The 13,512-nt window shown below is 57.1% G+C and carries 18 protein-coding genes; 7 read left to right on the top strand and 11 right to left on the bottom strand.

Translation table 11 applies throughout. From position 1 onward, the window contains the following. Positions 1–41: 41 nt before the first annotated feature. From U5918_RS03050 to U5918_RS03020, 7 genes are all read right to left on the bottom strand, one after another. A complete protein-coding gene (locus U5918_RS03050) occupies positions 42–1,133 on the bottom strand; it encodes a hypothetical protein (RefSeq protein WP_335999368.1) in 1,092 nt (363 codons plus the stop codon). Then, the gene (locus U5918_RS03045) at positions 1,126–1,911 is read right to left on the bottom strand and encodes a DUF8125 domain-containing protein (protein WP_335999367.1); all 786 of its coding nucleotides are present in this window, start codon (positions 1,909–1,911) and stop codon (positions 1,126–1,128) included. The genes U5918_RS03050 and U5918_RS03045 overlap by 8 nt, the downstream gene beginning before the upstream one ends. Further along, on the bottom strand, positions 1,908–2,495 hold the full coding sequence (locus tag U5918_RS03040) for a DUF8063 family protein (protein WP_335999366.1): 588 nt from the start codon (positions 2,493–2,495) through the stop codon (positions 1,908–1,910). Before U5918_RS03040 ends, U5918_RS03045 begins: the two co-directional genes overlap by 4 nt. A gap of 20 nt (positions 2,496–2,515) precedes the next feature. Next, complete coding sequence (locus U5918_RS03035; RefSeq protein WP_335999365.1) at positions 2,516–4,090, bottom strand: Env/VP5 family phage fusion protein; 1,575 nt, start codon at positions 4,088–4,090, stop codon at positions 2,516–2,518. After that, positions 4,087–4,644, bottom strand: coding sequence for a hypothetical protein (locus tag U5918_RS03030; RefSeq protein WP_335999364.1), 558 nt, complete (start codon positions 4,642–4,644; stop codon positions 4,087–4,089). Before U5918_RS03030 ends, U5918_RS03035 begins: the two co-directional genes overlap by 4 nt. A gap of 2 nt (positions 4,645–4,646) precedes the next feature. Continuing rightward, on the bottom strand, positions 4,647–5,036 hold the full coding sequence (locus U5918_RS03025; protein WP_335999363.1) for a DUF8023 family protein: 390 nt from the start codon (positions 5,034–5,036) through the stop codon (positions 4,647–4,649). Positions 5,037–5,142: 106 nt separating this feature from the next. Continuing rightward, positions 5,143–6,594, bottom strand: a complete 1,452-nt coding sequence (locus tag U5918_RS03020; RefSeq protein ID WP_335999362.1) for an ApeA N-terminal domain 1-containing protein — start codon at positions 6,592–6,594, stop codon at positions 5,143–5,145. 289 nt (positions 6,595–6,883) lie between these two features. On the opposite strand from U5918_RS03020, the gene U5918_RS03015 reads away from it, so the two are divergent. Beyond that, positions 6,884–7,138 carry a DUF7692 domain-containing protein gene (locus U5918_RS03015; protein ID WP_335999361.1) on the top strand — a complete coding sequence of 85 codons (255 nt, stop codon included), beginning with the start codon at positions 6,884–6,886 and terminating at the stop codon, positions 7,136–7,138. A 12-nt stretch (positions 7,139–7,150) separates the two neighbouring features. Here U5918_RS03015 and U5918_RS03010 read toward each other — a convergent pair whose 3' ends face one another. The 4 genes from U5918_RS03010 to U5918_RS02995 form a co-directional block, all read right to left on the bottom strand. After that, on the bottom strand, positions 7,151–7,315 hold the full coding sequence (locus U5918_RS03010; protein ID WP_335999360.1) for a hypothetical protein: 165 nt from the start codon (positions 7,313–7,315) through the stop codon (positions 7,151–7,153). Further along, positions 7,312–7,731, bottom strand: a complete 420-nt coding sequence (locus tag U5918_RS03005) for a hypothetical protein (RefSeq protein ID WP_335999359.1) — start codon at positions 7,729–7,731, stop codon at positions 7,312–7,314. The genes U5918_RS03010 and U5918_RS03005 overlap by 4 nt, the downstream gene beginning before the upstream one ends. Positions 7,732–7,737: 6 nt before the next feature. After that, complete coding sequence (locus U5918_RS03000) at positions 7,738–8,571, bottom strand: DUF4747 family protein (protein WP_335999358.1); 834 nt, start codon at positions 8,569–8,571, stop codon at positions 7,738–7,740. 84 nt (positions 8,572–8,655) lie between these two features. Continuing rightward, a complete protein-coding gene (locus U5918_RS02995; RefSeq protein ID WP_335999357.1) occupies positions 8,656–8,916 on the bottom strand; it encodes an ArsR family transcriptional regulator in 261 nt (86 codons plus the stop codon). A gap of 581 nt (positions 8,917–9,497) precedes the next feature. On the opposite strand from U5918_RS02995, the gene U5918_RS02990 reads away from it, so the two are divergent. The 6 genes from U5918_RS02990 to U5918_RS02965 all read left to right on the top strand — a co-directional run bounded on the left by U5918_RS02990 (position 9,498) and on the right by U5918_RS02965 (position 13,332). Continuing rightward, the gene (locus tag U5918_RS02990; RefSeq protein WP_335999356.1) at positions 9,498–9,770 is read left to right on the top strand and encodes a hypothetical protein; all 273 of its coding nucleotides are present in this window, start codon (positions 9,498–9,500) and stop codon (positions 9,768–9,770) included. Then, positions 9,763–10,770: a tyrosine-type recombinase/integrase gene (locus U5918_RS02985; protein WP_335999355.1), complete on the top strand. Its 1,008-nt coding sequence runs from the start codon at positions 9,763–9,765 to the stop codon at positions 10,768–10,770. The genes U5918_RS02990 and U5918_RS02985 overlap by 8 nt, the downstream gene beginning before the upstream one ends. A 510-nt stretch (positions 10,771–11,280) precedes the next feature. Beyond that, the gene (locus tag U5918_RS02980) at positions 11,281–11,874 is read left to right on the top strand and encodes a helix-turn-helix transcriptional regulator (RefSeq protein WP_335999354.1); all 594 of its coding nucleotides are present in this window, start codon (positions 11,281–11,283) and stop codon (positions 11,872–11,874) included. 240 nt (positions 11,875–12,114) lie between these two features. Next, complete coding sequence (locus U5918_RS02975; protein ID WP_335999353.1) at positions 12,115–12,411, top strand: hypothetical protein; 297 nt, start codon at positions 12,115–12,117, stop codon at positions 12,409–12,411. 55 nt (positions 12,412–12,466) lie between these two features. After that, positions 12,467–12,820 carry an SHOCT domain-containing protein gene (locus tag U5918_RS02970; protein WP_335999352.1) on the top strand — a complete coding sequence of 118 codons (354 nt, stop codon included), beginning with the start codon at positions 12,467–12,469 and terminating at the stop codon, positions 12,818–12,820. Positions 12,821–12,915: 95 nt separating this feature from the next. Continuing rightward, complete coding sequence (locus U5918_RS02965; protein ID WP_335999351.1) at positions 12,916–13,332, top strand: DUF302 domain-containing protein; 417 nt, start codon at positions 12,916–12,918, stop codon at positions 13,330–13,332. Positions 13,333–13,512 lie beyond the last annotated feature (180 nt).

The following is a 13,512-nucleotide window of genomic DNA, read 5'->3' as shown; positions in this document are numbered from 1 at the left end:
CGCCCTCTCCCGGTTTTCAATGCCGCGTTGTCAGGTGGTCGTCAGCCCTCATTCCTTTCAGTGTTATCGGATACCCATGTCCGACTCATCTCGACTACTTCCGCGATTTCGCGAGTTGTATGGCCATTATCTCTAAGCCGTTGGGCCTGACGCTTCTTTTCGTCTTTCCTAGCGTCTTCGGGATTCTCTTTTTCGTCGGCGTTAAGCGCACCGCTCATGTCGAAGGACGGGCCCTCCGTCGTGTCGAATTGGAAGCGAGTCGGTGGGACACCGACAATCGTCCGTTCTGGTTTGGCGTCGGAAAGTTCTGAGCCAATGAGATCATCCCCATAGACTTCGACGCGTTTCTTCGATGGCTTGTGGAAGAACCGACCGGTCTGGGCGACGAGCCGACGGAGGTCGCGTGATGCATCCCGGACGGTCTGCCCAATGAGAACGATCACGCGCTTGGTGCCCGCGGGCGCGTCGCCCTTACGTACAAGCTTGAGCGTTTTCGCAAGAGCACGGGCCTGCTGGGCGTCCGAACCGTACCCGGAAAGGCCCTGCCCTGTCTCGTCGAGAATCATCATCACGTCATCGCGGGTTTCTCCGAAGAACGCTTCGAGGGCATCGTAGCTGTTGATGTAGGAGAGGGGCCGGTTCTGTTCGGCGGCACTCTCGATGTTGGTGGCGAGTTGGCCGCGAGTCGCCATGTGGAACTCGTCGGCGAGTTCGAGTGCCCAGTCGGATTTTCCCGCGCCCATGCCGCCGGTGACGAAGAACACGCCGGCTTCGGTGGCTAACTGCCGTCGAAGCCACGTCCGCGTACTCTCGTCTTGAGCCTCTTTGTCGTGATTGACCATGCCGACAGCATACTGCATCTGACTGACGTTCCCGGCTTCCACTGCATCGGTGAGTGCGTCGGTAGCTTCGTTCCGGAGAATCGTCTGATACAACTCGGAGTCTTCCACCGAATCGAGTCCTGGATGCGCGGCCGGGTCGAACGCGGTGGCGAGTGTGTTCAGTAGTTCGCGCGGTTCCGCGTCCGGGGCCATGCCGGCGTGCGGATGCGATTCATCGACAGTGCCCTCAGTCACGCGCTTGCGGAGTTGTGCGGCCGAGTAGGTGACCTGTTCGGAGGCTTCTTTACTCATCTACGTCACCTCCGACGGTGGCTGCCGGTTGTTGGCCCGCGTTTGGCGACTCGCCGGGTTTCGGGTCGGGGCCGAACTCGTCTCCGTCTTGGTGTTCCGTCCGGCGTTGCTCGTCACGTTCGCGTTCTTCGAGGTCCTGGATATCGTGGTCGGTGAGCGCGTCTTGGACGGCTTCCTCGATGCGTTCGCCCTTGTGGACGGCAGTCCCCTCGTACTGTCCAACGAGGTCGTTCACGATACCGCGGACGGCCGTGCGCACGATACTCCCCATCCGCGTCCGGATGGAGAGCCCTTCCTGAGCCTGCTGTTCGAGGGTGGTCCGGATCTCGTCGATGCGCTCGCGTTCCTCCAGCAGTTCGAGGTCCGACGCCGACCCGCGCCAGGTGCCGAGCGCCACGTCGTAGTCGGGCCAGTACTGCCGGCAGGCGTAGGCGTCGGCGCTGGTCTTGAGCCGGTAGAGTTCCCCCTTCTCGATCTCCAGGCGTTCCCACTTCTCCGGGCTCAGCCGGTAGAGGGCGAACCCGTTATCCCGGGCGTCGATATCGACGAGATAGGTCCCATCGGGGGAGTAGAGGTAGTCGACGATCTTCATGGCCGGCGCGTAACCGATTGCAACGGCCGCGAGTGCGCCCACGGCGAACAGTCGGGGCTCGCGCGGGATGCTCGGCAGGTCCGGCAGGCCGAACCAGACGGCCAGACCCACGGCAACGACGGACGCCGAACCGATCCACCAGCGATATGCTTTCAGCAGTTCGACGGCGGCTTCACGTCGGTTCATAGGACGCGCTCCACCTCTCCTTTGTCCGAAGTGACCCGACGCCAGGCCACGGCGGTAATCACCAAGAGCCCGCCGAGGAAGCCGGAAAGGCCGGCGATTTGGGTGTCCTGCCACGTTGGTCGCCCGGTGAACAGCGTACTGTCCGGTTCGACTTGGTGGGGAACCGAGTAGCGGGTGCCGCCGGAGACGACGGTCACCCCGACGTACTCGCTCCCCTCCGGGCGGGTGACCGGCATTTCGACGGTAACGGTCCCTTCTATCACCTGCGTCCGGCTCGGCAGCTGGCCGCCGGTCATGAACGCGCCTGCGTCGTAGAGGGTGACCGCCTGGGGGCCGTCCGCGCGGAAGGTGAGCGAGAGGGTCCCGTTCCCGCGCTCGTCGGCTTCGTAGCTCTTGGAGACGAGGGTCAGGCTGTCAGTAATCACCTCCCCGCCGGTCTGGTTACTCTGGTCGGTCGTCGGTGCCTCTGTCGTCGTCGTTTGCCCGGCTGCCGCCGCCGAGGCCGTCAGCAGGATCAATCCAGACCCGCCGAGAACCGTCAGCGAGAGCAACAGCGCGAGCGTCAGGTGGCGTTTTACAGTCATGGTACTGAAAAAGGGTAGACTCAGGACCGCGGAACAAGCAGGAGCGCGATGAACGCGACGAGGGCGACCGCGACGCCCCAGCCGCCGAATGGGAGGTCGTCGGCGTTGAACAGGCCGCCAGCGCCACTCGTGGCGTTGGCCTCAATGGCCTGCTCGCGGGCTTCGAGGTCGGCGCGGATCTGCATGATCTGCTCGCTCATGTTCTTGTATGCCGCGAGGTCGGCGGTCTGGTAGTCCGGGCGGTCGTACCGGATCACCTCGCCAGACCCGTAGGCGTCGCCGTCGATCCGGTCCGCCGACTCAATCGTAAACTCGCCTTCGAGCTTGTGCGGGCCGTCGTTCGTCGCGACGAAAACGTGGCCCGAAATGTTGCGGGCGTCGTAGGTTTTCCCGATCGCGTAGCCGTCCGCGCCTGGTGGGTCGGCCTGCGCCATCAACGTCCCTTCGACGGTGACGCCCTTATCAGCGTCAGCAATCTCCATCCGGTCGAGGTTAGAGACGTTCTGCGGGGGAGTGACGCCCATTGCGGTGAGCGTCCGCATCTGCCAGGTCGCTCCCGTTTCGTTCGGGTCGTACTCTCGCGCGCCGAGGTACGGGTCAACGAGGTCTTCGGTGGTGATTGCGCCGGCTTCCCACTCCGAATACGTCGAGTTAGCGAAGTTCTCGACGTTATTCGCCTGCGCGACGCCCTCGGTGTCGATCTCCGTCCACGTGCCCATGAAGTGGTCCCCTTTGAGCATCGGGACGGGTTCCGCACCGCCGTCCGCCTCGGCGTCGGGAGCATGGACGGTCATGTTGTCGTAGGTCGGACTTCCTGACCAGCCGCCGGGAAGGACATTCGACCGGGACGCGGACGGTTCGAGGCCGTCAATCTCGTAATCGCCGGTCGTACCCTTATCGAGGACACCGTTCAGCGCGAGCGTGTCGACGGTCGTTCCGTTCACCAGTTCGACGGTTACGTTTGCCGTTGACACCGAGTGCATGGGGCTACTGCGACCTACTCCGGTATCGCGGGTGTAGTTCACAGCCAGCACGTCGCCAATGGAGAGGTTCGCCTCGCTATCGGCGGAACTGGCGATGCGCTCCACCGACCGGACTTTCCCTTCCCACGACTGGAGAAGGGTTTTCTGCCGACCCGCGTAGTAGTCGAGCGTTTCCGTACGAGACTCAGCGACAGCCTGAGACTCTGAGGAACCGTTTTCGAGGGATCTGATGAAGGCGTTTTTACCCTCCATCTTCCCGATGGTCGCCGCGTCGGTCAGGTAGTTCGAATACGTCGCGTTCAGCGTCTCGGACTGTTCTGCTTGACCGAGAGCCTGCGAGTAAAGCTCGCTCTGTACCTGTTGGGCCTCTTCATAATCCGCAGGATCAACGTCGTCTGCGGAGCCGCCCCACAGGCAGGAAGCGCCTTCTTTGATGACCGCGTAGTAATTCGGCATCGGGCCGAAGTTACTGTCAACGCCCGCCTCAAGCGCGTCTTGTGCGCAATTCGAGCCGTCTGCGGCCGCCGCCGTCCCGACCGGGGAAACCCCGGCCGACGAGACGAGCGCGACGGCCAACAGCGCCGCCACGACTCGCCTAAAGCCGTCTCTCATGCGTCCATCTGCCTCCATCCGAGGACGGCCGCCCCGACGACCAGGAGCAACCCGCCGACGTAGATCGGCAGGTCACCGCTCCCGGCCCCGCCGGGGAGCAGCCCCCCGCCGCTCATGGCCTGGAGCTTTTCGATCTCGACCGTCTCGGCGCCCGCCCCCTGCGTCTCGGCGGAGACGTTCACGCGATACTGCACGTCCGTCTCCGAGTCGGGAATCTGGTAGGCGAAGATGTCCGAGTCGCCCGATACGGCCGACGTGTTGAGCGTTCCCGACGAAACGAGGGTTTCCGTCCCGTTCTCGTCGACGGTGTAGACCGAGACGTTCAACGTCCCGCTCGTGTTGATAGCGACGGCGCGGACGCTCTCGGTGTCGTTATCCACAGAAAACGTCTCTTCCTGTGGAATCTCGGCGCTCTCGTCATCGGTCGGTTCCTCCGTCGTCGTCGAGTCCGTCGTCGTTGTTTGTGCCGCTGCGATACCTCCGAACGATCCGGCCAGGACGACCGTCAAGACGGTCAACAGGGCCAGCAGCAGCGATTTGAGTTTGTGATTCATTGTTATCCGGTGTAGCTGAGGGAGTAGAACCCGCCGGCCTGGATCACGACCGCGACGAGTCCGGCGAGCTTGTTCGTGAGCAATCCATCGAGAACGGGCATGAACGGCGGCGCGATGACCAGGCCGATGGTGGCGAACAAAATCCACCGCTCGACGTTGGTCATCTGCGAGAGATCCTTCCGATTGCTAGCGTAGGCGGCCAGCAGCGCCAGCACCGAGATGATGCTGGCGTAGGAAATCGTAGTCTTGTAGCCGTCACTCGTGAACTGCAGCGCGGTACTGGCGAAGTCGAAGCCCAGCAGCGTGAAGCTGATGAGTCCCGTCGCGATTGCGGAGGACAGCACGAACAGCGGGCTGACCACCACGTCGTCTAAGTCGAATTTTCCTTGCATCGTGCGACTGCCGCCGCAAAGCGGCTACGTCGCCCGACTAGCCGATTCGGTAAAAGACAGGGTTGAAGTCATCTAATGGTATAGATTCGTAGCCTAGCAAACAAAATCAGGAACTAACCCACCGATTCTTATACTTAGTTTGCAATCTCTGTTGAATCAGATCTAATGGTATTCCAATCTCTACTAATAGGCACGTCTCAATTAATTGTTGTAGCCCCCATATTAGTGTCTGAGTTTCAGACCTTGAGGCTGCTTTTTTCGCCAGCTCATCTGTATAGTGGGAATAATAGTTTCGAGTGTCAACCACTAATCCAATTTTCCCGGTGATAGAGTAGGGTAGGTCTTGTAGAACCGGCCTATAAAAATCGACAATTTCATCCAATCTTCGTCTAAGAGACTTTTCATTTGCATATTTCAGTGTGCCGTACTTCATTGAAGAGATTAATGCGTCTGGTATGTCGTGCTTCTGCCGTATATTGTCTGTACCTTTGGGTAAATCGGAGAACACGTCTTCTGGATTCCCGAGTATGACCGAGATCATGTCCTGATAAAAATCATCATAGTCCGAATCAAGCATATAGTTGTTTTCAAGCCTCATACGATGATACGATTCTAACCCATGGCACAAGCTCAGGAATTGGTTTTGAGTATACATTTTCTCCTGAAAGAGGGTACCAAAGTACAACTCAAAAATATCTGATAGTTCATCAGATCTCTCATACCAACTTTGCATGATGCCAGTAAAGTCCGATCTTATGTCGGTTCCATTAAATAGCATTTTATAAGGGTGCTGTTGAGGGTCTCGGTTAATTTCTCCCTGTATGGGGTAATATATACTTGTGTCAGAGTACGTATTATCAGGATGACGTACTGTTCCTGTGACCCTGTTAGGATGGACTGGCTCACCGATTCCAAAAGCTACAAAATTATTTAATTTATTTATGTGGTTTAGATACTCCTCAAAGGGAACCTGGGTTCTTCGAGGATCTATCTTAAATTCATGCCTTACTTCAAGTTCACCTGCTTGAAACTTTTCTATATTCATCCTTGGGCGGATTCTCAGCGAGATCTCGTACTCATAATCTTTCACCCAAGCTGAGTCCGGCTTTGGAACGTTGATTTCTAATGGGAACCTCTCCTGATTATAGATATCTTTGAACGCGTCATCATCCACCTGCGGCGTGGGTGATGATTTCATTGCCCAATTGTCCATTCCATAAAAACTAACCGACATACTATGAAATGAGGGACGTTGACGTTCAAATCTGTGGCCGTTGATATAATAACTAGATATATATTCAGACGTTATCGGTCCTGATCCGCCCCGATTCTGCTTGTCACGTCGGCATTTGAGGAGTGTTACGTCATCACCTCCTGCGCTTACTCCTAGTATCTTACTATAATATGTGTTATCACCCGAAGAAATATACGAACTTGAAAAATCGCCTAAGAGGTATAATCTAACAAAATCATTTGGTGAGTATATCAACTTTCCAGGTATCTTCTCATCCGGCTCTTTTTCCAACCACCAATAGCCTCGGATTTCATCTTCCTCCATATGACATTCTGGAATAGTTGTTTTATATACTTGTGGATAAAATCAGATTAGTCAATATGTACGAATTCTTTTTCTCTCCTCCCCCCAGGGGTCGCACGTCGAGATCTTACCGATCCGCGATATGCACACGAGCCGGCGCTGGGTGTGTGCATACTCGACCGGATTTGACCGACTGTCTGCGGAGATCGAGACGGTTGGCCCGGGGAATCGGCTGGGGTTTATGAATGAGAGGAGTTTCAGTAACCCGCTCTGACCGTGTTTTACGGCGTCGTGTTCACGAGCGGTGGGTATGCGAATCCGCGAAGATGGGAAACACGCGCACCGAACCGAGACTATTGAGCAGGCCACCGAGTTTTGGGGCTGTAACAAAACTACAGCGCTGATGAAGTCGGCGGAATTTTCATGCCGGATATATGAGAGAATAGAGGAAGTGCTGGAACGGGAAGACCTATCGATTCAACAAAAGAAGGAAATTTCTGAGACACTCTCTAATGCTCCCCACCTTGATATAGATGTGTCATGCGAAATTGAGTTTGAGAGTTGAAACATTTGTGCTTCATTTATCCTCTCTATCCCCATCATTTGTACTTTCACTATCATCACCTTCCTCATCCATCTCGGGGTGCTTTTCTGTAACTTTCTCGGTCAGGTCTTCAGGGAGATCTCCAACCAAAGCTAATTGAGCTATTTTGTCACCATAGGTGATTAAACGGGATATCACTGTAGCTGCTGCAAGTACTGTATAGGAAAAAAGAACAAGAAAATGTAAAATCTAGCCGGTCCTATACCAATTGTTTGTAATACTATTCCTACAATCGAGGTGAGAATAGCCAATATTGCCGTAAATTCGAAGGTGAATAAGAATTTTTCATATAATAGGTCTTCTTTGAGCTTCCTGATTGCTGCAGTATTGGATAATGATACCAGAATTGAAACGCTGGTTATGGTTATTATAATTAAAGTAGTGGCCAACGGCATTCCTTGGCGGACAAATATCAACATCTCTTCAGATGAGATCTGGTTTCTTGAGATCGGGTATATGATAACAACAATGAGGAGGGAAATCAACAAATCCAGTCCATAGAGGACTCTATCAAAGGAGGAAGTGAGTCTATTTATGAACCCCTCCTCAAACATACTATATCACAGGAAGGTGGATGCAAAGTCCACCAAGTCTCTTGAAATCTCTCGCAGCCCCCCGATTCCTTCTGGTTCTTCACGTCGTCTGATTATTGGCTCCCCTTCACCCGAAGTAATCTTTTTGACATACCCATCCTCATCATAGTATACTTCAAACTCTCCGTACTCACTCTGCGACATAGACGTTACCTCTGCAAGAAATTCATCGTCAAAATTCAGTCCTGACCCTTCCATTGCTTCAACATCAACACCCAGTTTCTCAGCCAACATTTCCTGAATGTGTTCGTCAAGGGACTCCCATTCCGGTTCAGAGCTAGGGTTTGAGGGTTCTAATTCAAAGTTCGCATTTCTAACCCTACGTTCAGATATTACTGTTTCGAGATCAGCAGTATTCTTCATGAACTCTGTTGTCATCGTTCCACTATTCCTCTCATTATAACCGTCTGCGAAGTTTCTCCTAAATTGCTGATATCCGACTCTGTTCCTTGTATTATAGATCAACAACCGTTTTGGAAAATTCAGCGCAAACATAGAGTACGATGCGTCTATTCCCTCTCCTGCCTCATCAATAAAGTCCCCCCGAGACTCGTCGTAAGCTGCTGACTCGTCAGTATATTCCTTGCCAAATTTACCGTAAAGCATATCACCGCGATCATCTATCGCGCCAAAATACCACTTACCTGTCGCAGATTCGGTTACTGCTTCATTTGATCGAACATACTCAAGAATTGTATCCCTCACAAGATCATCTCGAGAGGCACTGGGGTCAAAATCCGTAACGTCCGTGGTGATGCCGTCTATCTGGAATCTCGTAAACCAAAACGTCGTTTCAGCCATACCTGACAACCTAGTTACGACATGGGTTCTTATATTTGATGCAGACCTTCTGTGTTGAATCAGAAGTAAGGCTACGCAGACTGCTCAAGAACTATCTTCTATCTCAAGTTCCTCTGAGTCAATTGTTCCGTGCAAGTACTTTTTCCCATTCTCTGATATTTGGTATATTCCCCGATCTTCATTGTAATACTCGACCAAACCTGCTTTATCGAGCTTTCTAAGGCGGCTTCTGACGTGCGAAATCTGATAGCTGATGTTCGCCTGGATAACCGCTGGGGTTGCATTCAGGGGCTCATTCCCTTCGTTTTGCAAAAATTCAAGAATAGCGTCGTCTGCTCTTGTCATCCAGTCCACCCGGGGCCGTCGCATCTTATTCTTTGGTCACTCATCACAGTGAAAGGTGAATTGGTACTGGCTTAATATTGGTTTGAACAATACACTATAGCGTATTGTTCCATGCACTAAAACTAAGTACTCCGGATATACACTGAGTGTATGGAACGATACACTCGGATGGCCGACCTGACGACTTCGGAAAAGGAGTCTGTCGGGCCGGCTTCGGCCCGAGGGTGTCGTTCTGAGGTGACGACATGATAGATGCGCACCCCTCACGGCAAAAGACAGGTCCCCAGCGGGGACTTCTGGAAAGTTTTCCGGAAATCGAAAATCGAGCGCGAGCAAGTCGCTCACGGCAGAATAGCAAGACAGTGGGGTTTTCTGGAAATTCCGGAAACACCCCTGCACGGCCTAAGTGCCAGACGGCCCTCGGATCGGGTATGTGGTGCTTGCAAACGGCAAGTGACGACCCAGAGGTGAGTAGTTGAGATGCCACAGCGCTGCCCTGACTGTGGGAATCCCGAGATCGTCCCCGAAGGCGGCTGCCCCTTCTGCCACCGGTGCGGCTGGAGCAAGTGCGGAGGTGGCCGATGACGGAGAACCTGCCGAAGCCCCACCCGCGCCCGGACTTCGACGTGTTCGGGCTGCCCCGCGAGGAGCAGTTGGGCTTGTGCGGCGCGCGAGCGACGGGCCGGGTCATCAGCTACGGGGAGACGCCCCGCGAAGCCGCCCGGAACGTCGCGCCGCTCGGTGCCGACGAGGCGTTCATCGAGGAGGTCGCGGAGTCGACGCACCCGGTCGTGGTGCAGACGCTCCGAGGCATGGCGAAGGAACTCGCCGCGTGGAGGGCCGTCGATGAGTGATCTTGAGCCGATCTCGCCCGGCGAGGCGGTTCGGATGTACCTGAACCACCGCGAGCCGGAGCTATCGGAGAAGAGCCACCAGAACCACCGCTACCGGCTGGATTCGTTCGTCGAGTTCTGCGCTGAGGAGCAGATCGACAACCTGAACGACCTAACCGGGCGCGACCTGCACCGGTTCCGAGTCTGGCGGCTCGACGATGGGGTCAGCAAGGTGACGCTCCGCGGGCAGTTGGCGACGCTCCGTGTCTTCCTGGAGTTCGCGGCAGCTATCGATGCCGTCGAGCCGGGGATGCGCGAGCGCGTCATGATGCCGGACCTTGAGAACGCCGAGGAAGCGCGCGACGAACAGCTCGACGAGTCGCGCGCCGAGGCGATTCTGGAGTACCTGGACCGATTCGAGTACGCCAGCCGGAACCACGTCATCATGGGAATCCTCTGGCACACGGGTATTCGCCTGGGAAGCCTCCGTGCGTTCGACGTGGACGACTTCGACACCGACGCTCGGTGTCTCGATCTCCGGCACCGGCCGGATACCGGGACGCCGTTGAAGAACGGCGAGGCCGCCGAGCGCTCGATTGCTATCGGCGATTACTACATGGAGGTGATTCAGGATTACATTCGGCATCACCGCCGCGACGTGACGGACAACTACGGCCGCGACCCGCTCATCACGAGCCGGGAGGGCCGATACAGTGACACGAGCGTTCGGGAGTCGGTCTATCGACTCACGCGCCCGTGTATGATTACGGAGTGCCCCCACGACCGCGACCCGGAGACGTGCGAGGCGATGAGCTACAAGAAGGCCAGCGAGTGCCCGAGTAGCCGTTCTCCACACGCGCTCCGCCGCGGGAGTATCACGAAGCACCTGCGCGGGGGCATCCCGGAGGAGATCGTCAGCGACCGGATGAACGTGTCGGGTGACGTACTCGACAAGCACTACGACCAGCGAACCGACCGCGAGAAGATGCAGATTCGCCGTGAGTTCTTGGAGGAAGCATGATTCGAACCATGAAACCGACAGAGGGCACCGGGATTCGTCAGAATCCCACCGTCATCGAGAACAGTATTCCGAGCAAATCGCAGGACAGCGACGGGACGAGTCGTTCGTACCCCCGCGAGTCCACTCACTCCTTCCGTCGCTTCGCTCGGTCAGTCGTTCGTTCCCTCGCGAGGTCTCACTCGCTTCGCTCGCGAGACCCCCGCGAGTCCACTCGTTTTCCGACGCACTACCCGGCGAGCACCGCGTCGCGTGAGCTCGCCACCTGTGCGTCGGAACCAGTGTCTGTTCGAGTTGGGATTCGAACCCTGGTAGTCGCAGGGTCGTCCGGAGGGAGACGACGTCGCCGGCAACACCGTCAAGAGCCGTGAGCATCGCTGAACGCCGCATCGCGAAATCGAGTTTCGTGGCCAGGCAGCCCAGTGTATTGCGCCTGCCAATCAAAACTGCTACAGCGACGTGTCGCAAACGCTGCTGCATGAGCGAGTATCTCGGCGGATCGGGGTGGAGGAGATGAATCGACGGCGAGCCGATACCGTCGTCGGTGGCCTGGTCGCGACCATCGTCGTCGTCGGCGGAGCGCTCAGCTGGGACGCGTACCAGCAACAGCAGGCCTTCGAGCGGATGGGCTCGATGATGGGCACGTCGATGGGGTCCGTCCACGGGCCGAATCCGCTCTGGTACGTTCTCGGGACCGTCCTCGCCTCGGCCGTCATCGGTGGGGGATATCTCGTGGTCCGGGACGAGGTCACGAGCACGGAGGGACGCGACCGCTCACGGAACGAAGCGGCGAATCCGCCCGATCCTGAGAGTGCCGAATCGACGGCGGAAGCCACACAATCGGCGGGGGATATCGATCCAGAGGCTCAGCCACGGGCTCGCGTATTGGACCTCTTGCCGGACGACGAGCGCCGGATTCTCGAACCGGTCCTCTCCTCGCCCGGCATCACACAGATCGAACTCAGGGATCGGTCGGACTTCTCGAAGAGCAAGGTGAGTCAGACGGTAACCGCGCTCGAAAAGCGCGGGCTCCTGTATCGCGAGCGCCAGGGCCGGACGTATCGCATCTATCCGAGCGACGACTTACAGCAGAACCAGTCGAACTAGCGGACCGGTCGCACGATCCAGATCCGTCGAAAACTGCACCATCACGGCCACTTCTTCCATATCGGTCCCGTCCCAGGTGAAGGGTGCGTGCCACCCCGGCGAATTCGGGCCGGATGAACGGTCTGATTCCTGAAAGACGATTAGATCGTCCGATACACGTTCTCGAACGTTCTCCGATTTGCGTTCACACCCATCGAGATAACCCTCGAGCGGTCCTACGAGTAACCGAGGGGAAAGACAGTGACCAACTTCAAACTCGGCCGCTGGCTGCTCGTGGCGCTCGCGATCGTCGCACTCGCGTTCGCCGTCCCCGTGGCCAGCGCACACGGCACCGACACGACCGCGGACGACGCGCACCCGTCCGACGGGACCGCCGACGAATGGGCGGCCTGGATGGAGGCACAGATGACCGAGCACATGGGCCCCGGGAGCGTCGAGTGGATGGAGTCGCACATGGGTGTGACCGTCGACGAGATGGCCCAGGACATGGCTGACGACGACCACGACGGCCGGACGTACGCGCAGGGCCACTGCTGACGGCCCTGCTCGTTTCGATCGCTTCGATAGAACACCAGTTCACCAACCCAAGACTATGACCCAACCCACACCTCACATCGGACGCAGTGCTCGGCGACTCGCGATCCTCGCCGTCCCGCTGCTGGTCGCGACGACTGGAACGGCTGCTGCTCACGGTGGCGGGAGCTACGGCGGTGGAATGATGGGCGGCGGCTGGGGCCTCTTCGGCGGAGCGATGGGGCTCTGGGGACTCCTCTGGATGGGGCTCCTCGTCGCCGTCCCGCTCTACCTCGTCTATGCGCTCTTCAACCGGGGATCTGACGGGAACGAAGAACAGCCGCTGTCGGTTCTCCGCGAGCGCTATGCCCGCGGTGAACTGTCGGACGACGAATTCGATCGACGACGGGAACAGCTCGAACGGTCCGGATGACCGGACGAGTTGCCGTTCCAGCCGATCCGTCACACCACCGACGCCCACCCTTGCGGCACCCAACGGTTAACCCCGTGGACGGGGTATACTATTTCGTGGAATACACAATACAGACATCTGTCACTGGTGAGTTCGACGACGTCGTCGACGTGACGACTGCTGCTCTCGAAGACGAGGGATTCGGCGTCCTCTGTGACATCGACATTCAGGCGACGCTCGAGGAGAAACTCGACGAAGAATTCCGCCAGTACCGAATCCTCGGAGCCTGCAATCCGCCGCTGGCACACGAGGGACTGACCGAGGAGATCGAACTCGGCGCACTCCTCCCGTGTAACGTCGTCGTCTACGAATCCGATGACAGCGATATCGTCGTGAGTGCCGTCGATCCGGGGCAGTTGGTCGGCATCGCAGACAACGACGCGCTCGATTCCATCGCGACCGAGGTCACCGACCGGTTCGAGCGCGTTCTCTCGGCCGTCTCCGACGAACTGGGATCCAAGTCGGCGGCCTGAGCACGACGTTTTCACCAATTAGGTTCGACAGCACGTCGAGCACCTGAACTTGGGGGGATCGACGTCGTCCCCGTATACGACGGACACCCATCGGCGTCCTCGGAGCCCGTAGCACTGTTGCCGTACGAGATGGTTGCGCTCCACGAGAAACCCGGAAATCGAGAGCCGGCTGCGAGAGAG

Origin of the sequence: Halorientalis sp. LT38 (assembly GCF_037031225.1) — an archaeon.
Classification (GTDB): Archaea; Halobacteriota; Halobacteria; order Halobacteriales; family Haloarculaceae; genus Halorientalis; species Halorientalis halophila.
The sequence above is the reverse complement of the archived record's forward strand: the minus strand, read 5'-3'. Positions and strand labels throughout refer to the sequence as shown.